The sequence below is a fragment of the Myxococcales bacterium genome, from assembly GCA_022563535.1.
Lineage (GTDB): Bacteria > Myxococcota_A > UBA9160 > UBA9160 > UBA4427 > DUBZ01.
Genome location: JADFNE010000003.1, coordinates 69246 through 89364, shown reverse-complemented (window position 1 = coordinate 89364; position 20119 = coordinate 69246). Strand labels below are relative to the sequence as shown.

At 60.4% G+C, this 20119-nt stretch carries 19 protein-coding genes and 1 pseudogene; 6 read left to right on the top strand and 14 right to left on the bottom strand.

What is annotated here, in order from left to right:
* Window positions 1–114: 114 nt before the first annotated feature.
* The 8 genes from IH881_02020 to IH881_01985 form a co-directional block, all read right to left on the bottom strand.
* Window positions 115–510 (bottom strand): DsbA family protein, encoded by a 396-nt coding sequence (locus IH881_02020; protein ID MCH7866442.1) that lies wholly within the window; start codon window positions 508–510, stop codon window positions 115–117.
* Between the two features lie 36 nt (window positions 511–546).
* Window positions 547–858, bottom strand: coding sequence for a hypothetical protein (locus IH881_02015; protein MCH7866441.1), 312 nt, complete (start codon window positions 856–858; stop codon window positions 547–549).
* Window positions 859–1009: 151 nt separating this feature from the next.
* Window positions 1010–1642 (bottom strand): MGMT family protein, encoded by a 633-nt coding sequence (locus tag IH881_02010; GenBank protein ID MCH7866440.1) that lies wholly within the window; start codon window positions 1640–1642, stop codon window positions 1010–1012.
* A complete protein-coding gene (locus tag IH881_02005; protein MCH7866439.1) occupies window positions 1639–3744 on the bottom strand; it encodes a M3 family metallopeptidase in 2106 nt (701 codons plus the stop codon). The genes IH881_02010 and IH881_02005 overlap by 4 nt, the downstream gene beginning before the upstream one ends.
* 35 nt (window positions 3745–3779) lie before the next feature.
* Complete coding sequence (locus IH881_02000) at window positions 3780–5234, bottom strand: sodium:solute symporter family protein (protein ID MCH7866438.1); 1455 nt, start codon at window positions 5232–5234, stop codon at window positions 3780–3782.
* The gene (locus tag IH881_01995; protein ID MCH7866437.1) at window positions 5231–5608 is read right to left on the bottom strand and encodes a hypothetical protein; all 378 of its coding nucleotides are present in this window, start codon (window positions 5606–5608) and stop codon (window positions 5231–5233) included. The genes IH881_02000 and IH881_01995 overlap by 4 nt, the downstream gene beginning before the upstream one ends.
* Entirely contained in the window at window positions 5605–6579 is a 975-nt protein-coding gene (locus IH881_01990; GenBank protein MCH7866436.1) for a sigma-54-dependent Fis family transcriptional regulator, read from the bottom strand. Before IH881_01990 ends, IH881_01995 begins: the two co-directional genes overlap by 4 nt.
* A gap of 211 nt (window positions 6580–6790) precedes the next feature.
* Window positions 6791–7480, bottom strand: a complete 690-nt coding sequence (locus IH881_01985; protein MCH7866435.1) for an SOS response-associated peptidase — start codon at window positions 7478–7480, stop codon at window positions 6791–6793.
* 69 nt (window positions 7481–7549) lie between these two features.
* On the opposite strand from IH881_01985, the gene IH881_01980 reads away from it, so the two are divergent.
* Window positions 7550–8566 carry a DUF368 domain-containing protein gene (locus IH881_01980; protein ID MCH7866434.1) on the top strand — a complete coding sequence of 339 codons (1017 nt, stop codon included), beginning with the start codon at window positions 7550–7552 and terminating at the stop codon, window positions 8564–8566.
* Between the two features lie 412 nt (window positions 8567–8978).
* On the opposite strand, the gene IH881_01975 is transcribed toward IH881_01980, so the two are convergent.
* The 4 genes and pseudogenes from IH881_01975 to IH881_01960 form a co-directional block, all read right to left on the bottom strand.
* Complete coding sequence (locus IH881_01975) at window positions 8979–11456, bottom strand: sulfatase-like hydrolase/transferase (GenBank protein ID MCH7866433.1); 2478 nt, start codon at window positions 11454–11456, stop codon at window positions 8979–8981.
* Window positions 11456–11812 (bottom strand): zinc-binding dehydrogenase, encoded by a 357-nt coding sequence (locus tag IH881_01970; GenBank protein ID MCH7866432.1) that lies wholly within the window; start codon window positions 11810–11812, stop codon window positions 11456–11458. Before IH881_01970 ends, IH881_01975 begins: the two co-directional genes overlap by 1 nt.
* 10 nt (window positions 11813–11822) lie before the next feature.
* Window positions 11823–11964: pseudogene (locus IH881_01965) on the bottom strand (transposase).
* A gap of 515 nt (window positions 11965–12479) precedes the next feature.
* Window positions 12480–14204, bottom strand: a complete 1725-nt coding sequence (locus IH881_01960; protein ID MCH7866431.1) for an amidohydrolase family protein — start codon at window positions 14202–14204, stop codon at window positions 12480–12482.
* A 287-nt stretch (window positions 14205–14491) separates the two neighbouring features.
* Between IH881_01960 and IH881_01955 the strand changes: the two genes are divergently transcribed.
* The 4 genes from IH881_01955 to IH881_01940 are packed head-to-tail and all read left to right on the top strand — an operon-like array spanning window position 14492 to window position 17521.
* Entirely contained in the window at window positions 14492–15565 is a 1074-nt protein-coding gene (locus IH881_01955) for a ferredoxin--NADP reductase (GenBank protein ID MCH7866430.1), read from the top strand.
* Window positions 15566–15570: 5 nt separating this feature from the next.
* Complete coding sequence (locus tag IH881_01950) at window positions 15571–16161, top strand: DUF4202 domain-containing protein (protein MCH7866429.1); 591 nt, start codon at window positions 15571–15573, stop codon at window positions 16159–16161.
* 42 nt (window positions 16162–16203) lie between these two features.
* Window positions 16204–16605, top strand: a complete 402-nt coding sequence (gene msrB, locus IH881_01945) for a peptide-methionine (R)-S-oxide reductase MsrB (protein ID MCH7866428.1) — start codon at window positions 16204–16206, stop codon at window positions 16603–16605.
* A gap of 31 nt (window positions 16606–16636) precedes the next feature.
* Window positions 16637–17521, top strand: a complete 885-nt coding sequence (locus IH881_01940; GenBank protein ID MCH7866427.1) for a beta-lactamase-like protein 2 — start codon at window positions 16637–16639, stop codon at window positions 17519–17521.
* A 5-nt stretch (window positions 17522–17526) separates the two neighbouring features.
* Here the strand turns inward: IH881_01940 and IH881_01935 are convergent, their stop codons facing one another.
* Both IH881_01935 and IH881_01930 read right to left on the bottom strand, forming a co-directional pair.
* Window positions 17527–18729: an FAD-dependent oxidoreductase gene (locus IH881_01935; protein MCH7866426.1), complete on the bottom strand. Its 1203-nt coding sequence runs from the start codon at window positions 18727–18729 to the stop codon at window positions 17527–17529.
* A 44-nt stretch (window positions 18730–18773) separates the two neighbouring features.
* Window positions 18774–19580, bottom strand: a complete 807-nt coding sequence (locus IH881_01930; protein MCH7866425.1) for a cobalamin-binding protein — start codon at window positions 19578–19580, stop codon at window positions 18774–18776.
* 92 nt (window positions 19581–19672) lie between these two features.
* On the opposite strand from IH881_01930, the gene IH881_01925 reads away from it, so the two are divergent.
* Window positions 19673–20038 (top strand): hypothetical protein, encoded by a 366-nt coding sequence (locus IH881_01925; GenBank protein ID MCH7866424.1) that lies wholly within the window; start codon window positions 19673–19675, stop codon window positions 20036–20038.
* Window positions 20039–20119 lie beyond the last annotated feature (81 nt).

Sequence of the window (20119 nt, the reverse complement as noted above, 5' to 3'; positions counted from 1 at the left end):
AGTACTGCGAGGAGAGCACTGGTCCTCTCACGAAAACAGGCGACCGGAGATAAAGAAAGCGGCCCGGCGGATCTCCTCCCACCGGGCCGCACTCAATACTCGGGCAGATCTTGCTCAGCCTTTGCCGAGTTCGCGATCGATCATGGTCTTGAAATCACCATAGGGCCTGGCGCCCGACAGGAACCGGCCATTGATGAAGAAGCCCGGCGTCCCGGTAACGCCCAGAGAAGAGGCTTCCTTCGTATCGCCATTGATACGGCCCTGAACGACATCAGATTTCAAATCCTTGCGGTAGCGCTCCATGTCGAGACCGATCTCCTGCGCGTACTCCACGAACTTGGCGGCCGACATGGACCGCTGCTGGCTGAAGATCTTGTCGTGCATCTGCCAGAATTTTCCCTGTTGATGCGCGGCTTCAGCCGCTTCCGCGGCATCCTGTGCGTGTTTATGAAACGAGAGTGGCAGATGCTTGAATACGATCTGGACACTGTCGGGGTACTCGTCGGTGATTTTCTTGAGAGTCGGACCGACTCTCGCGCAGAAAGGTCACTGAAAGTCGCTGAACTCGACCACTTTGACCATGGCGCCATCCGGCCCCCGGGTCGGCGCACCGGCCGATGACAGCTTGTAGACCTTGTCTGGATCGGGACCTCGCCTGCGTGCGGGGGCGGCAGGAGCCGCAGCTGCCGCCGCAGGTCGAGCCGCGATTGCAGTTTGAATACTCTTCATCACACTTTCGAATTCGGGGATCTGCGCGGTTACGCGATCAATCGAACTGGAGACCAGGTAGGCCCCACCGATCATGCTGAAACTCAGAATGATCGCGGCGACAACCACGTTAATGCCGTTGCTAGACAAAATTCAGCTTCTCCTCTCGCTCGTGTTTGGCGCTCGTGTTTGAATGATTCGATCGCAACCGACTCGGATTTGCGCGAATCGCAGCCTAGCAGACCCCGCCTCGCCTCTACCGGTTCAAAACTGCCGATCCAACGCGCACTACAGACGCATTTCAGAGGAACTCGTCCTCGTCGATCTCCTTGAGACGTATCGGATGAGGAGCGTGTTCGGGCCCATCGTCCCAACCGGGAACCGCCGCGGCCGTGCTCAGCCACGATTCGGCGATCGACTTGTCGAGCAGGACGTCGTTGTTGTCGAATCCCTCGAGAATACTCTCCCAAAGATCGCGCCCGCCGTCGTCCCACCAGCTGGGACTCGGGCAGTCAAAGTCGATGGCTAGCTTGATCATACTCATCGTTTGCTTCCCTTCTTGCGACTTCGCTCCCGGGTCTTCGGGAGTAAACAAGTGTAGCCGAGGCTGCCACCGGAAGCGGGCCAGATCGATGCGACCTCTTCCGTCTATGCTGACCCCTTCGGCTTCGAGTAGGCTTTGCTGGACCCCTTCCATGAACGGTTCGGATCGAGGGCTGATCTCCCCTTTCGCGTTGACGACCCTTTGCCAGGGGATATCGGCATCATCCGGCGTGGCGTGCAGCGCATAGCCAACTTGCCGCGCATGCCCTGAAAGCCCCGCGAGTTCGGCGACTTGTCCATAGCTCGCAATTTTGCCGTGGGGAATCTTGCGCACCACGGCGTAAATTCGCTGATAAGCGTCACTGCGTTTTCGCTTTGGTGGATTGCTCAACTGGTGCTCAATCCGGCATGACGCAGCAGTGCCTCGGGGCTGGGGGCGCGCCCTCGAAAAGCTTCGAATACTTCGCCTGGCGGTCGACTTCCTCCCAGGGCGAGGATCGTATCTCGAAACTTTCGACCCATAGTGGCCACGGCCACTTCGTCGTCGAGTCCCGCTTCTTCGAAGGCCGCAAAGGCATCCGCCGAAAGCACCTCGGCCCATTTATAGCTGTAGTAGCCGGCTGCGTAGCCCCCCGCAAAAATATGTCCGAAGGAACAGAGGAATCGGTCTTCGGGCAGCGGTTGCAAGATGGCGGTGCGCTCTGAGATGCGGCGCTGGACATCGAGAACCGATTCACTACCCGAGGGCTCATGACGATGGTGCAGCTCGAGGTCCATGATCCCAAAGTTCAATTGTCGCAACATCATGCTCCCCGCGCGAAAGGTCCGGGCAGCACAAATTTTGTCAAAGAGTTCGTCTGGCAGCTGTGCCCCGGTTTCGACGTGTCCGCTGATGCCTAGGAGAGTTTCCTTGTGGTAGGCCCAGTTCTCCATGAATTGGCTGGGCAACTCCACCGCGTCCCATTCAATGTTGCGAATTCCCGAGGCCAGACCGTGATCTACTCGGGTCAACATGTGTTGTAGCCCGTGACCAAACTCGTGGAAAAGCGTTTCGATCTCGTAAAAAGTCATTAGCGAGGGCTTGTCGCCCACGGGTGGCGTCTGGTTGCAGACAAGGTACGCCACCGGTAGCCGCACTTCGCCGGGCGCTCGACCGCACACGATGCTGCGCCCCACGCATTCATCCATCCATGCACCGCCGCGCTTTTCAGCGGGGCGGCTGTAGGGATCCAAATAAAAGGCAGCGATTGGACTGCCGTCGAGGTCGAGCACCCGGATAAATCGAACGTCGCTGTGCCAGACCGGCACGTCCCCATCCGCGTATGCGAACCGCACTCCAAACAGACGCTCGGCCAGGGCGAGCAGGCCCTCCAGAACCTTCGGAAAGGGAAAGTACGGACGCAGCTCTTCTTCGCTGTAGTCGAAGCGTTGCTCGCGAAGGCGCTCGGCCCAATAGCCAATATCCCAGTGGCACAGCGGACCCTCTTGCTGTCCCGAAGCGTCGGCATTGGCTTGAATCTCTTCGAGATCGGACCGCGCGGCATCGATGGACGCCGTGCGCAAACTCTCCAACAACTCGTCTACGACCGCGACGCTATCGGCCATCTTGGTCGACAGACTCAGATCCGCGAAGGTCTCGTAACCGAGCAGTTTGGCTGTCTCTTGTTTGCAGGACAGAATTTTCTCGATCATGGGTGCGTTGTTGAACTTGCCATCGCTGGCTCGGGTGATGTAGGCGCGATAAAGCTGTTCGCGAGTCGCGCGGTGGCGACCGTGTTCGAGAAACGGTTGCAGACTCGGATGATCGAGGGTGAGGCGCCAGGGGCCGTCGGCTGCAGTGGCGTCGGCTGCATCGCCATCGTCTCGAGCCGACTGGGCGGCCAACTCACGCCAACCCTCGGGTAGACCCGCCACTTCGTCTGGGCTGCGGAGCATCAGTGCGAATTCTTTGGTGGCGTCGAGCACATTGTTGCTGAACTGCGTCGCCAACTGTGCACTTTCTTCGGCGATCGCGTTGAAGCGCTCACGATCTTCGCCTTCGAGGCCGACCCCCGAGTGCCGGGCGTCGCGCAGCATGCTTTCGACGATGCGCCGTTGTCCGGGATCGAGATGTTCCCACGAACTTCCTTCCCGAATCGCGAGAAGGCCTGCGTAGATGACGCGGCTCTGTCCTTGTCGCAGACTAAAGGCCACGACTTCGGGCAGCATCTCTTCCTGGGCAGCGCGCAGTTCATCGCTGTTCTGCACGCCCATCAGATGACCAACGATTCCCCAACTGCGGGAGAGGCGATCGCCGATGCGCTCCAAAGGCTCGATCAAGCCCTCCCACGTCGCGTCGATCTCGTCTTCGACGGCCTGAAGCTCTTGATCCAGCTCGCGGAGTAGCGCGCGTATGCCGGGAACGACGTGCTCGCTGCGGATGCAATCAAAACGCGGAAGTCCACTCTGGTCGAGTAACGGATTGTCTCGCAACTCATTTTTCTCATCAGGCATTTCGTTTCAACTCTCCTTCGCTGCGCACGCTTCGGTCAAACGCCTGAGTCGTCCCGCAAAACTTTGCTGCCAACGACCACGATGGCCGTGTTTACTGCAAGTCCGATGATGCCCGCGTGCACACCCAAGACTCGCGCATGATCGGTAAAGGTGAGGCCCACGCTCAGTAATGTACCCACTACCAGGCCGGCCAGGGTCGCATCCGCCCGCTGATCGCGCCAATGAATCGCCAGCAAGAACGCCGGTACGCACTGGATCAACAACTCCATCTTCAACTCAATCAGTCGCCAAAGTGATACGCCTTCGGAAAGCGCTACGGGAATCATCGCCACCAACAGAATCGCTGCGAATCGTTTGCCGCGCAGGGTCGCCGCCGGATCGCGGCCAGAGTTGCCCAGCAGATCCCCCGCCATCATCGCGCCGAGGGAAAGCAAGCATGAGTCGGCGGTCGACATGATCGCAGCCAATGCACCGACAAACACGATCACCGCACCGAATTGGCCGACGCCGCCGGGCGCCGCCCACTGCGCCAACAAGCGCGGCAGGACCTGGTCGGTTTCATGCGCTCCGAGATCGCTGAGGATCGGAATGGCGGCGATCCCGATCAGGGTCACGACCAGGGTGGTGGCCAACGGCATGAAACTCATCAGCGCAAAGGAGTTGGCCAGACTGCGACCATTGCGGGCTGCGTAAATCCGCTGGATGGCCTGGGGATAGATGACGCTGCCCAGACCCAGCAGCGCGATCGTACTGAACCAACCCGCACAGACGATGGCGTCGGGAACTGCGACGGCATCGGGGCGCAGTTCCGACACAGCAAGCGTCACTGCCCCCATTCCCCCGGATCCACCCAGGATCCACGCAAACAGGGTACCGAGGCCCACCAACATGAGAATTCCCTGGGCGGCGTCGGTCCAGGCCACTGCGCGCATGCCGCCACGGGTTTCATAGAACAGGATGAAACCCGCGAGTCCGACGACACCGACCTCGTACGGGACGGCCTCACCCGTCACTACACTCGCGACGTGTCCCATCGCCTTGAGCTGCGCGAGCAAAAAATTCATCAGCGCGATGGACATCAAGCTGCCCACGGCCAATACCAGCGCACGCTCTCCCCGGGCGTTTCCTCCGGTACCAAAGCGGTGGCGGATCCAGTCGCCCGGAGTGACAAAACCGTGAGTGGTAGCCGCCGGTCGCAGCTTGGGCGCCAGCAAATGAAACACGACGATGATCGACATCATGAAGCCCGTCGACATGATGAACGAATAACCGCTCGCATAGGCGCGCCCGGGATACCCGAGCAGCGAATTGCCGCTGTACGCGGTGGCGTAGAGGGTGAGGAAAAGCACCATGGTTCCCAGATCGCGCCCGGCCAGGAAGTGGTCGCCGGGAGAGGCGTCCACACGAGCCCGACGCGCGACCTCCGCAATGCTGACCAGGACGACGAGATAGACCACGAGGGCCAGGGTTCCTAGTTCGCCAAAGCTCATGACGCGCCTCGGCTCGAAGACACGGCAGCGTTGTAGGCATGATTCTCTGCGCTGTTCGCGGAGTTGTCGCCGCTGTCTTCGACGGGATCCGATGTGTCTGAAATATCGGTCAACATCCACGCAATGGCGTTGAGGATTGCGACTCCGACGTAGCAGCCGACCGCCACGGCGACCCAATCGGGCAGTCCGAACACAATCTGCAGGGGTGCATCGGCATCGCGATACCACGGCACCGACACGAGGTACAGCAGCGCAATGATCGCGAGTAGAATGCGGCGCAAACGATTGCGGCCAGAGCGAACTCCGGGCGCGTCGCTGCCCAGCTGCGTTGCGGCGTGCACGGCGGGAGCGTCCGCCTCAGCTCCATCGTTCATGCGAGCAGGTTTAGCACTCTCGCGGGCAGTTGGCGGGAGCCTTTGCCTTGTTGGGTCGAGCCCGAGCGGGTCGTCGAGGATCGACCCCCGCTTCGTTCGGCGACTTCGATTTCAACACCATCTATTCCAGCAAACTCTCGAATTGAAACCGGAAGATCCTCGAGTTGGATACGCTTCCCATCGCCGAGTACGAAGCCACATTCCACGGCGTTTTGGAGTTCCCGCACGTTACCCGGCCAGGGATACCCGAGCAGAACCTCGAACACCGCCGGATCAAAGGTGATCCCCCTGCCCTCGGTGAGCACATCGCCAAAATGCTCGAGCAGGGACGGAATGTCCTCGGGATGTCTTCGCAGACTCGGAACGTCGAGGGAGATCACGCTCAGCCGGTCGCAGAGGTCCCGCCGAAAACGTCCCTTGGCCACGACATCGTCGAGTGCTTCGCCGGTCGTCGCAATCATGCGAACATCCACGCGTCGCGTTCCCCAGCGATCCCCGACCCGGTGGAATTCCCCGACGCTCAAAAACTCCTGAAGCTTGGGCTGAAACCCAGCGCCAATCTCGCTCACGTTCTCGAGCAGCAGCGTGCCGCGATGGGCGGCCTGCAGTAGTCCCTCTCGATCTCGTTCGGCGCCGACATACGCCCCGCGCTTCACGCCAAACAACTCCGCCTCGAGACGCTGGGCAGACATCGCGGCGCAGTCGAGCCTTACGAATGTCATTTCCGCACGAGACGAGAGTTCGTGAACGAGCCTCGCCATCGCGCGCCGACCGCAGCCCGGTTCTCCGCGAAACAACAGCGATGCTCGACTCTTTGCGGCCCTGCGAATCCTTGCGGTCAATTCACGCATCGTCGATCCATGATCCACGACGGCTGCGAAGGCCTCGTCTCGACTCAGTCGAGTGGCCAGTCGTATACTCGGACCAAGCGGTTCATCCCCATCGACCCTCGCGATCTGGGCGCGTGTCATCTGGCTCTCCCCCCAAGAACATCGTGCTCCACCCTCCGCCGGGTGTCATTCGGTGAAGTCCACCAGATTTGAATTCCTATCGAATGCGAGAAAGTAAAAAACCTCCGCTCGTACACGAGGTCAATTCCCGATTGCGGACGGCGCGCATTTGTCGAATGACTTTTTCGGGAAACTATCGAGCCGATGGCGCAGTTGCAACGATCCGTTTTATTTAGATCGGCTCGATGCAGGCCGGCTCATCGAACCGCGGGTTGTTCACCTTTGAACTCACGGCGAACGACTCGACCCAATCGACGGGGCACGGGGTCATGAGATCTGCAATCGACGCGCTGTCGCGGTTTTCCCGGTCCAACCAGCGCTTGTAATTCGACTTCGCCAGGATCACCGGCATGCGGGCATGGACTGGGGCCACCACCGCGTTGGCTTCGCTGGTGAGCAAAGCCACGGTTTCGAGGATCTCGCCCCCCTCCCCGCGCCAAAGCTCGAAGATGCCCGCGATCGCAAACAACTCGCGCTCTTGCATGCGAAAATAATACGCCTGCTTGGCCCCGCCCTTGCCGCGCCATTCATAGAAGCCACTCGCGGGCACCAGGCAGCGTCTGTGTGACATGGCCTTGCGAAAGGTCGGCTTGCTGGCGGCGGTTTCGCTGCGCGCATTGATCGGTGCGTGGGATGTCTTCGGGTCTTTGGCCCAGGCGGGAATCATGCCCCAACGCAGTGCGACGCACTCGCGGGCACCCGATTCCGCTTCGCGCACCACCGCGATCTCTTGACTCGGAGCGATGTTGAAGCGAGGTTCGAACCGCTCGACTTCGGAGACTTCAAAGTCCGCCGCGAGTGCTTCACTCGAACTCGTCAGGGTAAAACGTCCGCACACGATGGGCCCCTTCCCGCGAAACATGGTATTTCAACGGGGGCTAGAATAGCTCGCCCTTGATTCTCCACGCGCACGGCAGGAGCATTTTTCTGAATGACCTCTGAAACCGACCCTACCCAGGACGACTCCGGGGAAAATGCAGAGGACAAAGGTTCGCTTGCCAACCTGGCAACCCGAGGATCCATTGGCGGTGTTCTGATGGGCCTGGCGAATCTCGTTCCGGGCATCAGCGGCGGGACCATGCTGCTCGCTGCCGGAGTCTATCCTCACTTCATCTCCGCGATCGCCGAAGTAACGACGTTCAAGTTCCGTCCGCGGTCGATGGTGTTGCTCGGTACGATCGTGGTCTCTGCGGCCCTCGCGATCTTGTTGCTCGCGGGTCTGATGCGCAGCCTGGTGATCGAGCAGCGCTGGATCATGTACAGCATATTCATTGGACTGACCCTCGGCGGACTGCCCCTCGTGTGGCGCCTGGCGAAGCCCGCGACACCCGCTGTCTTCGCCGGAGCGATCGGTTCGTTTCTCTTCATGGTCGCCATGCAGTTGGGGTTGGGCACTGGCGGAAACGGCGGCGACGCGAGCAGCATGTTCTTGTTCCTCTCGGGCCTCGCGGGCGCGTCGGCCATGATCCTGCCCGGAGTCAGTGGCGGCTATTTGCTGCTGATCCTCGGACAATACGAATCAATCCTCGGCTCGATCGACACCCTCAAGCGAGGTCTGCTCGGCGGACCGGATATCGATTTGATTCTGGAATCCATGACGGTCGTGATCCCGGTGGGGATCGGCGTCGTGATCGGCATCGTCGGTGTATCGAATCTGCTTCGTTGGCTGCTCGACCGATACGCCAAGGCAACCCTCGGCGCGCTACTGGGCCTGTTGCTGGGTGCCGTCGTCGGTCTCTGGCCCTTTCAATACCCGGTCGAACCCGAAATCGGATCCCTGATCAAAGGCCGCATCGTCACTGTCGAATCCCGCGCGGAAATCGACCCCAAAGACTGGCCACTCCTTCGCTTCGACCCCAGCCAGGGTCAAGTTGCGGGATCCCTCGGACTCGCCATCGCGGGCCTCGCAGTCACCCTGGCCATCGCTCGCTTCGGCAACCGAGACTGATCCCGCCGCCTCGCCTCACGACCGTAGATCGAGCCCCTCGAATAGAGCTGGACTAAGAGGCAAGAGTGGCAATCCGAACTATCCGCACTTTGACGAAAAGCGGCTTCGCAGCCTCCGACATCCTGAGATCGTTCATTGCATCAACGGTCTTGAGACCCGCCATGCCACTCTCCTGTTACCTTTGTCTATTGATTGTCGTCAGTTGACTGACGTCGCTGGACGGTCAACGGATTGTGAATGATCGCCTCGTGATTGTCATGAACGCAGAGCGTCGATTGAGCGCTCTCGAACGCAGCGGTTCGACACCACAATTCGGCCGAGAGACAAGCCTGTTGCAGCCGGATGCGCGGGTCAGATCGAATGCCTTCCTCAGCAGCTCATCGCGGCTTTGCCTGCGTTGCGCATGCTCGTCTCACTCGAGTGCGGTCACATACGGCGCACCGGCTTCGTCGAACAGCGCGTAGACCACGACGTCCTGGGGCGCGAGGCGTGACGCACCTTCGTAGGCCAAGCGAAACGTGAAACCGCAGCGCGCAACGCCGTCGTTTCGGTGCTGACGCGCAAACTCGGCGCGCATGCGATTCTGCGCACCCTGATAGACGTAGTCTCCATCGATGAACACGATGAACCGTTCTGGAACGTAAAAGCGACCCTCGGACTTCACGAAGGCGTAGCCTTCGATGTCCACGAACCCGCCGGCGCCCTTCACAACCTCGAGGCGGCCTTGACTGCCATCCACTCGAACGGAGAGGCTAGCGCCGTCCGAGCGACGCAGCGCAACACCGGCATCAGATGTAACTTCGACGGTGTAACTCGGACGCTCGCCCGGCAGCAAGGCGGCAAAACGAAGCCCCTCGGCTGCCCCTTCGATCGCCAGGATCTCGAGACGATTCGATCCGGAGACGAGGGCAGTTTGTGGAATCAGCACCTCAAATCGCAGCTGCCCTGGTGAATCCCGAGAGGGGTCGACGAACGGAGTCGACGTAGCCCGCACGACTCCATTGAGAACAAACGCCAATGCCTCCGGCAAGTGAGCCTCCGAGCGAAGACTTCCCGTGATGTGAACCGGAAGAATCTCTCCCGACAAATCGACGGAGTCGAATGCTGTTGGATCATCGAGAAGTACTTCGGTCAGACTCGCCGGAATTTGCTCGGAGGTCATTTGATCGAGATGCCGGCCAACGATTTCCACATAGGGTCCAACGTCAAAGAACCCGTCCTGCTGTCCACCTGCAGAGGTCCGTCGCATCCTCGATGTCAGGGCCCGGGGCCAGTCGCTGAGCACGGCATCGAAATACAGGGACTTCGCGTAGCCGAATTTCAAGATCTCCTTTACTGGCCGTTCCTCGAGTGAGGCGTCGAGAGCCGACTGCCCGTCGACGTACCACGGGAGCTTCATTCCGATGAGATCTACGATCGTGGGAAGAACGTCGATGGTTTCGACGTTTCGATCACTTATCGTACCCCGGCGCTGGTGGGGTGCCTTGATGAAGAACGGGATCGCCATCAATTCGACGTGATTGCGTGGGGTCGCGCTGCGCCACGGTTCGCCCGGTTCGAAGCTCACCCCGTGATCGGACACCACGACGAGGAGGGTTTCGTCGTAGAGACTCTTCTGTTTCAGGTGCGCGACCAATTCGCCCAACAGTCGATCCGCGTACCCCACCTGCAACATATGTCTCTGCAAGCCGCGATGCGCAAATTCTGGTTCGGTCTTCCAAACGCCATTGCTTAGACCAAATGGGTAACGCACGACATCGGGCGCTCCGTAGCGCTGCCCACTCGGCAGGTGGTCCCAGGGCGAATGGGGGAAATTCACGTGTAGATAGCCGAGCGTCGCGCCCTCTGCGGCAGAGAAGGATCTGCTGAATTCTCTGAAAATCTCCGATAATTCGGTGCGGCCTGTGCGCTCGAGAAAGTTGGACCAACGATCATTGACTTGGGGCAATCTGCGAGTGAGCGGGGTTGGGAGTAGCGTGCGCAATCCGACCACCGTGCTGTCGGCGATCAGGACGATCGCGCGCTCCAGCAAAGGAACGCGAAGGGGACGGCACAACTCGGGTGGGCAGATCGAAGTCGAGGATTCCCGCGCTCGAATCTCGTGGGTCGGTGCGAAAAGAGTGAACAGATTTTCGGGATGGGAGTCGGCGTTCGCGAGTTGTTTCTGGTTTGCGCGACGCCCCGTCAGAATCGCAGGAATGGCAAGGGACGTTCCATCCGAGACGGCGGTGGCATTGCGGAACCAAATCGCATCACCGGCAAAATCCGCAAAGTTTGGTAGCCGTTGCGAATCGATGTGCCCAGACTCATTCACCAGGGAAAGCAAGGGTAGTTCGTCGAAGACCAGTATCAGTACCGATGTATCAGGCGCGCGAAACCCGTGCTGCGGAAGTGCAGTGGGGGGCGTCCAAACGAGGGTGGCCACCGGAGAAAAGCAAAGGAATAGAAGTGGAATACCAGGGGACAAGACCCCGATCACACTCGCGAAACCGCGAAGCATCTGATTCGTAAAGTAGACGACCGTGGCAATCCCGGCCGCCGCGATCTCCACCGCGATGACGACTGAGCCATTGATATCGAATAGACGCATGGACGCAAAGCCGACCGTGACACCAATCAGAACACCGGCGAGGCATGCGCGCGCAAGCGAGGCGGCACCCCCCCCCAGTACGCCCACGACGAGTGTTACGAGGAACAGGCCCGCGGGCAGTCCGAGGTAGACAAACGCGACGAACAAGAGGATTTCGCCTGGCAACGACCCGTGTGCGACGAAAAAGTCTGCCCCAGCACCCAACACGTCGAATAGCGGCTGCGCGATCGAGACGGCGCACAGGCCAACGAGTCGGACAAATCGCCAAAGCGATTCTTGCGGCCGGCGATCGGACATCATCAGACACTATCGCAATCGGAAATCCGATCGCCGGATATCACATCGACCACGAAGTTCCCGACCTTCTGACTGGTTTCCACATAGCGATAGGCCGCAACGATCTCGTCGAGCGCATAACGTCGGTTGATGACCGCTCGGTATTCTCCGGCCTCGATGCGCGCTTTCAAGAATTCGACGAAGGCCTTGCTCGCCCTGGGCAACGGAAAGATGACTCGGCCGCTGCCACAAATCGACGACCAGATCGCCAAGAGCGCGACCTGACCGCCGCAACCGGCCCGCCTCGCCTCACGACCGTGGATCGAGCCCCTCGAATAGAGCTGGACTAAAAGGAAAGCGTGGCAATCCGAACTATCCACTCCGTCACCGCTCGATGATGACCCGAGCCTCCTCGAGCGTTAGAAGATCTCCCCGTTGAGCAGCTCGTCCCGGCACTTCCCGTTGAACGACTCCACATAGCCGTTCTCCCAGGGGGATTTCCGGGCTCGATGAAGAGCGTGCTCACAGTGCCATTCAAGCTCGCCATGGGGGCAACTCTGGGGGCATCTGTGCCGAGTCCTATGAGGCTTCGCTACTGCTTACAGGCGCTTTACGGGGTCTATTCGACAGCGGGTCCCACCCCCACCAATCACCACCAATAGGAACTCCACTACCACAATCCCTCCCACCCATCATCCGCAACCAACCCGCAACCCCACTCCCAAAACCCGCGCCTCCAATTCACTTCCCCAACAGTCCCAAGACACCGAACGGCGCGACACATTTCTTGCAGAACTCTACAGCTCAACCAAGGCAACAGAGTTCATTTGCATGATCCATCCGCTGCTCACACCGCGTCTATATTGTCAGACCCACAATCAAAGACGGCTCCCGCCTATGCGAAGACGCGAGCCGCAACTGGTGCGAGATTTTCTGCGGCACCGCGCAATGCAGTTCTACCGCAGATGGGGCGTCGGCCTCGGATTCATCCTCGGCCTGGTGATTTCCCTGTGGCTCTGGCTTCCGGGGTTCTCTTCTTAACGCCCGCTAGGCCCGCTGACCAATTGCCACAGTTTCGGTGTCGCGACCGGATCGCAAAACTGTTCCGGGGAACTCGCCCGTGTGATTCGCGCCCTCGATGATCTCGACACCGTTCACAAACACGTGCTCGATCCCGATCGCGTCGGCGTACAGACGCCCCGCATTCTCCGGAAGATCGAATCGCGTATAGGTTTCACCGACACCGACCGTCTCGGGATCGAAAACGACCACGTCCGCATGCCAACCCTGCTCGAGGCGACCGCGCTCGATGAGACCGTAGAGCGCCGCAGGCACCGAAGTGAGTTGCCGGATTGCTTCTTCGATTCCGATCACCCCCTGCTCTCGTACTCCGTTTCCGAGCACCTGGGTCGAGAACGCGAATGTGTCGATCATGTCGAGATGCGCACCAGCATCCGATGCACCGATGACACTGCGATCGTCCTGCCAGATCCGACCCCGCAGCGCCCAGGTCTCGGCGTCGTCCCCCGTCGAGGGCGGCATGAAGTAGGTCTGCAGATCGTCGGCAATCGCAATTTCGATCATCGTGTCGAAGTCGGACTTGCCAAGTTCCTTGGCGATGTCCCCGATCTTGCGTCCGGCGTACTGCTCGGTCTCCTTTGAAAAGACCTGGTCGACAGTCATGTTTGCCCAATTTGCAAAGAAGCGGAAGATTCCCGACTCCTCGGAGTGCGCGTCGGCGTCCATTGCCGCGCGCTTCGCCGGATCCCGCAAGATCTCGATTCGCTCGGAAATGCTCAGCCGAAAAAACTCATCCCAGCGGTACAGCGCATCAAAAATAAAGCCCGCTTTCAGATTAATCCGCACGGTCATCGGTTGGGGCACCGTGAGCGCCAGCACTTCGGCTCCGCGCTCTCGGGCGTAGTCCGTAGCCGAGAGTTGCGCCTCGGCAAGCTCACTCCCTCCGGTCGCCGGTGCGAGCACGTTCCAATTGAGTGAGCGCTGTGCGGCGAGGGAAAGGTCCGTCATCAACTGCTTCTGTTCGTCGGTGAAGGCACCGATGCCGGGCAGAAACTCGAGCAGCGTCCCCGGGTAATCGCGTACGACCCGGGCCAGGGCAATCATCTCTTCGCGACTGGCGTGACGGGACGGAACGGGTTTGCCGTCGGCGTCGTTGTGGGTCGGAGAGATGGTCGACGAGAAGCCCATTCCCCCGGCCGCAAGCGATTCCCCCAGCAGCCGCTCCATTTCCGCGAGTTCGTCGGGGGTGGCCTTCTCCCCGACCGCGCGCTCGCCCATCACCACGCGACGCAAGGCCGAATGGCCGACCATGAAGCCCGCGTTGACCGCGAGTTTGTTGTCGAGCTTTGCGAGATATTCCTCAAACGAAGTCCAGTCCCAGGGAACGCCGTGTTGGAGTGCTTCGAGGGGCATGCCCTCGACCCGGGCCAGCATTCGCATCAGGTAGTCCCCGGCCTCGGGCGTCAGGGGTGCAATGCTGAAACCGCAATTCCCACCCATCACTGTGGTCACACCGTGATAAGGCGACGGGCTCAGGGTCCCATCCCAAAAGGCCTGGGCGTCGTAGTGGGTGTGGACGTCGATGAAACCGGGGGAAACCACTTTGCCCGAGGCGTCGATTGTCTTGCGCGCTTCACGATCTACCTCGCCGACCCCGACGATTCGACCATCGAGAATGCCGAGGTCACCGGGTCGAGCCGGGTCTCCACTCCCGTCGATCAGCGTTCCGCCCTTGATCAAGACATCCAACATTTCACAGTCCTCCATCAATGCCGCAGCGCGGTCGCGTCGCGGCTCGGAGCAGCAGCGCTGGGGACGGGGGCTCCGGAGACACAATCATGCCTCGCCGGGGAGTCGAGGTCAAAGTACGGATGGGTACACGCTGGCCCCTGCCCGGACACTGGCCGAGGGCCGTAGATCGCCCTACTCTGCGCTCCGGCCGCGCCAAGCTTGGCCTCTAGATCACGAAATTTTCGCGCAATACCCAGGAGCCTGGCCTCAATTCCCGGCGAGCGCGCTGAGCAACCGGAGTCGGCAACGTGTCCCCGAGCAATCCAAACGCGAGCAACGATCCCCGCCATCAATTTCACGAAATCACCGTCTATGACGTGATCCGAGAAACAGCCGATGCAAACTCCTTCATCTTCGAGATTCCGAGCAAACTGGAGGAACTGTTCCAGTACCAATCCGGTCAGTTCTTCACCTTCGAAATTCCCTGGGAGGGATTCCAGATCAAGCGCTGTTACTCCCTGTCGAGCGCCGCGAGTTGGGGAGAGAAACCGAAGGTTACGGTCAAGCGCGTCGACGACGGCCGCATGTCGAACTGGATGAATGAAAACCTGAAGTCGGGGGATCGAATCCGCGTGATGCCCGCCGCGGGCGCCTTCGTTCTCCACGACCGCCCGGGCCCTCAACGCCCCCTGATGCTGTTTGGCGGGGGCAGTGGCATTACGCCGGTGGTTTCCCTGCTCAAGCACGCACTGCGCAAAACCGAGCGCTCGGTCAAGTTGCTCTACGCGAACCGCGATGAGGAGTCGATCATTTTTCGCGCCGAACTCGAAGCCATCGAAGAACAATTCGGTACGCGTCTGCAAGTGATTCACCATCTCGATGCCGAGAGTGGGTTCTTGACTGCGAGCGGGATCGAGCAACACATCGAAGGTCGCCACGACTCGGACTTTTATATCTGCGGCCCGACCCCATTCATGGACGCGATCGAGGGCGTGCTCAAGAGTGCGCCGCTCACGGGTGGAGAGATCCACGTCGAACGCTTCATCTCGGCGGTAGACCCGGACCGCGAGCGCGAAAGCGTTGAAGAGCCCCTCGCCACGGGTGCTCCGAACAAGATCACGGTCCTGCTGAACGGGACCGCCCACAGCATCGAGTATCAGGAGGGCGAAACCATCCTGCAGGCGGCGCTGCGTGCCGAACTCGATGTCCCGTACTCGTGTCAAGACGGCTATTGCAGCTGCTGCATGGCCAAACTTCGCGAGGGTGAAGTATTCATGGCCACCCACGAGGCACTTACCGACGCAGAGATCAATGAGGGTTGGGTACTCACCTGTCAGGCCAAGCCCACGACCCAGGTCTGTGAGGTCGAGTACGAGGACTGAACGCCATGAATCGCATGCGCTTCGAGCGAGCGGTTGCTGAGATTGATCGCGTCAACGCCGACGATCCGCATCAGATCGAAGTGCGCGGTGTCGTTCGCCCCAAGGAACTAGGCCACGCCGACCTGGCCAGTGAGTGGGTCGCACGTCTCGACGAGCAGCCGAGTGAAGCCTTGCAACTCGCAGCCCGTGCCCACCATCTGCGCCGCTGGTCACTTCCGCGCAACGACTATCCAGAAGGGCGCAGCGGATATCTGGTGTGGCGGCAGGCGCTCAAGCAGCAACACGCAGACGAGACCGCGCATATTCTCGAGGCGTGTGGCTACGAAGCCTCTGTCATCGAAAGCGTCAGCCGAATCATCTTGCGCAAGAATCTGGTCCAGAACCCAGACGCCCAGACTCTCGAAGACGCTCTGTGTCTCGTGTTCTTCGAAACCCAGCTGGTCGAACTCGCCGGCAGACTCGACCCGGAGAAGATGCGAAACGTCGGCATCAAAACCCTGCGAAAGATGAGCTCGAGGGGGCGCGCACTCGCGTTGGAGTTGCCCCTCGACCCGCAGTATATTGAACTCTTGCGTGAGCTCGAGAAAGCGCTTTAGAAGTAGACTGAGTTCGATATGAGTTCGATAGAGGGAGCATCCATGGCCGACAAGATTGAACGAAGCGACGAAGAGTGGCGCAAGGAACTCAGCGGGGAAGAATTCGCCGTGTGTCGCATGAAGGGAACCGAGGCCGCATTTTCGGGTGAGCTTGTCGACAACAAGGCAGCCGGCAGATACTTGTGCCGCTGCTGTGATGGAGAACTCTTCGGATCGGAGGCCAAGTTCGACTCTGGAACCGGCTGGCCGAGTTTCTCGCAGCCCGACTCCGACGCGTGCATCACCGAAATCGAAGACATCAGCCACGGCATGCGCCGGGTCGAAGTCACCTGCAGCCGATGCGATTCCCATCTGGGACACGTGTTCCCAGACGGTCCCGACCCGACGGGCTTGCGCTATTGCATAAACTCCGTCTCGCTTAAATTTCGACCCGGAGAAGAGTGATGGCGTGCAACGCGGCAGCGAGGACGCTTCGATGAGCGATGCCCCCCCGATATTACTGGGCTCCACGCTGCCGGACGTCGACGTCTGGTCGGAGCGAGTCGTGGTTGCCCTGGGTCAGAACCCGAGCGCATTCACGGGTCCCGGAACCAACACCTATCTCATCGGAACGGGCAAACAACGGATCCTCCTCGACACGGGAGACGGTCGCGAAGCGTATCTGCCCATTCTCGAGCAGGCGCTCGAGCGTGCAGAATGCGAAGGCCTACAGGAGATCGTCCTCACTCACGGTCACCCGGATCACATTGGTGGCGTCGAGAGCATCCTGAAGCGCTTTGGCACCATGCAGGTCAGCAAACGCCCGTGGCCCGAAACCGACGCGCTCTATCCGTTCGAGATTACGCCAATTGACGACGGCTCGGTGATCAAGACGGAAGGTGCCACCCTGCGCGGGCTTCACACACCGGGACACTGCCCGGATCATCTATGCTTCGTGCTCGAAGAAGAGTCGGCCGTGTTTTCTGGCGACAACGTCCTGGGGATCGGCACCACCGTGATCCCGGCGGAGAGCGGCAGCCTCACTGACTACATGGAATCCCTTGGGCGACTGGAGAGCGAACCGCTAAAGCGGATCTATCCCGCTCACGGTCCCTGCATCGAGAATGGTCCGGCCAAGGTCCGCGAATATATCGAGCATCGACTCGCCCGGGAGGTGCAAATCCTGGCCGCCCTCGGAGCAGAGACACGCAAGGTGATCGAGATCGTTCGCACGATCTATGTCGGCTATCCGGAAACGCTCTTCCCCGCCGCGGGACAGTCCGTGACCGCACACCTCGTCAAGCTCGAAGCCGAAGGGCGCGTAAGTCGCCAAGAAGAAGCGGCAGCTAGCATCCTCGAAACTCATTGGCGGAAGATCTAGCGGCCTCAACCGTCCAATCTAGCTACGGCGGCGTCCCAGCCAATCCCCTGGCCGATCAGGTCGCGAAATTCGTTGACTTGACGCGCGCGCTTGAAGCCCACAGCTCCGGTGAGCTTGCCCTCGCGACCGAACAACACGAGGCAGCGCCCCGCTTCGAGGCTCCCGAGACCCACGCGCATTTTATCGCCCTCGCGCACCTCGCCCGCGATCTGAATGCGCAAGTCGAATTGATCCGTCCAGACATAGGGGACATGTTCAAAGGGCCCAACTTCCTCTCCGAGGAGTAGACGCCGCGCTGCGTGCACGCTCTGCTCGACGGCGTTCGTCCAGTGTTCGACCCGGGTCGCGAGCCCCGTGCGGGGATCGCGCCAGCGCGCGACGTCTCCGGCCACGACAACATCTGGAGCAGCGGCCGCGCAAAACTCGTCACACAAAACTCCATTGTCCAAGGCGAGCCCCGACCCCTCGAGCCACTCCGTCGCAGGAGTGGCTCCGATACCCACCACCACGACCTCCGCTTCAACGCGAGTGCCGTCCTCCAACTCGAGTGCCTCGACCCGCTCTTTGCCCACAAAACCTTTGACCCCGACACCGCATCGCACTTCGACTCCACGCTCGCGAAACACACCGGCTACGTGTTCCCCGAGAACGCACCCCAGACCCCGCACGAGTGGCGTGTCGAGAAATTCGACCACCGTCACTTCGAGACCGCGTTCGCGACAACTGGCCGCCACTTCCATGCCAATGAAACCGGCCCCGATCACGGCGACCCGAGGCTTAGATTCGAGGGCGTGACGCAAGGCTTCCGCGTCGGCCAGGGTGCGCAGAACAAAGATGCCCTCGAGATCCGGGGCATTCGGGAATTTGCGCGCCCGAGCTCCCGTCGCGATGATCAACCCGTCGTAGTCAAGGGTGTCTCCAGCTTCAAACACGAGTCGCCTGGCCCCTGGATCGAGCGCGGTCACGCGACGCGCGAGCATCCATTCAATTCCTTCGTCGTCGGCGAGTTCGTGGTGCAGAACGATCTTGTCCGCATCCCAGTCGCCCTTCAGAAACTGCTTCGAGAGTGGGGGACGGTCGTAGGGCATGCACGGTTCTTCGCCGATCGCACAGATTCGCCCCGGATAGCCTTCGCGCCGCAAAGCTTCGATGGCGCGCAGGCCCGCAAGCGAGGTGCCCACGACCGCGATGGTGCCAAATGATTTCAACGCGAATTTTCTCTTCGGCTAGTCAACAGTCGACTCCCGACCCTTCAAGGATCGACCTCCCCGGAGATGATTTGTTCCAGGCGATCGAGACCGTCGGTCAAACAGGCGGGACCGGGTTGCAAAATGATCTCGGGTGGCACTTCGAACAACCGGCGGGTTTGCAGCGCCGAAATACTTCCCATCGTCTTGCGCGCGCGAACCGATGCCACATCCAACGGTTTGCCACACCAACTGGCCAACATGATCTCGGGGTCCGCCGCAAGCACCTCTTTTTCGTCGACAAAGCGCTCCTTGGCGAGTTTGCCTTGGGCGCGTTCGCTGAAGATGTCCTTGCCTCCCGCAATTTCGATCAGTTCACTCACCCAGCGAATCCCGCAGATCATCGGGTCGTCCCACTCTTCGAAATAAACCCGGGGCCGATCGGCGCGCGCCTCAGCTCGTTCGTGTACAGCTTCCAAATGCGAGACGTACTGCGCAACCATCTGCTGGGCCGCCTTGCGACAATGCACCAGGCTGCCGAGATCGACGATGACGTCGAGGATTTCTTGAATGCTGCGCTGGTTGAAAATCAACACGGGCAAGTTGGCAGCGATCAAATCCCGGGCGAGGTCGGCCTGGATGTCCGAAAAGCCGATCACGAGGTCGGGACGCAGCGCCGCAATCTTGGACACGCTACCCCCGACGAAGGCCGAGACCACCGGCTTTTCGCGCTTGGCCTCGGGGGGACGCACGGTGTAGGCGCTGATGCCGACCACGCGATCGCCCTGTCCCAGGCTGTACAGGATTTCAGTCGGTTCCTCGGTCAAGCAGACAATGCGCTGAGGCCCGTTGGGTTGTCGATAAGACAGCATCGAATTCCTGTATCCCCCGCAACCCCGGTGATTCTCACAGGCCATCGCATGGATCCGTGCGACCGACGCCTGCGGTTGATAGATTGTGTCCGATGACCAGTCTACGAGAAGTTCCTCACGACAAAGTCAGCGACGAGCCTGTTTCCGACAGCGAGAATCCCCAGGGTGTCGACATGTGGATCATGCCCTACTTACGCGATTCGAGCCTGTGGCCGGTGCTGATCGTCCTAGTCGTGCATGTCGTGGCGTTCGTCGCTCCGGTGATGCTCTACGCAGTGCGGGATCGCCGTGCGGGTCCCATAGTCGCACTGGTCATCTTGGCGCTGTTGACGCTTCGCGGCTTTCGCTGGGAGATCCATTCGCGCAAAAAGTTCGGCGCTATTTCGTGGCTCATCGTCACCACCTGGATCGCGAGCTGCATCGCCGCCTACTGGGCCAATTTCTACGATTTCCTCTAGACCCCGGGAACTGCCACTCACAACCACCCCAGCGCTTCTTGCGCCCCGCAGACGACCTACTCGCATGCGTTCCGCGCACGT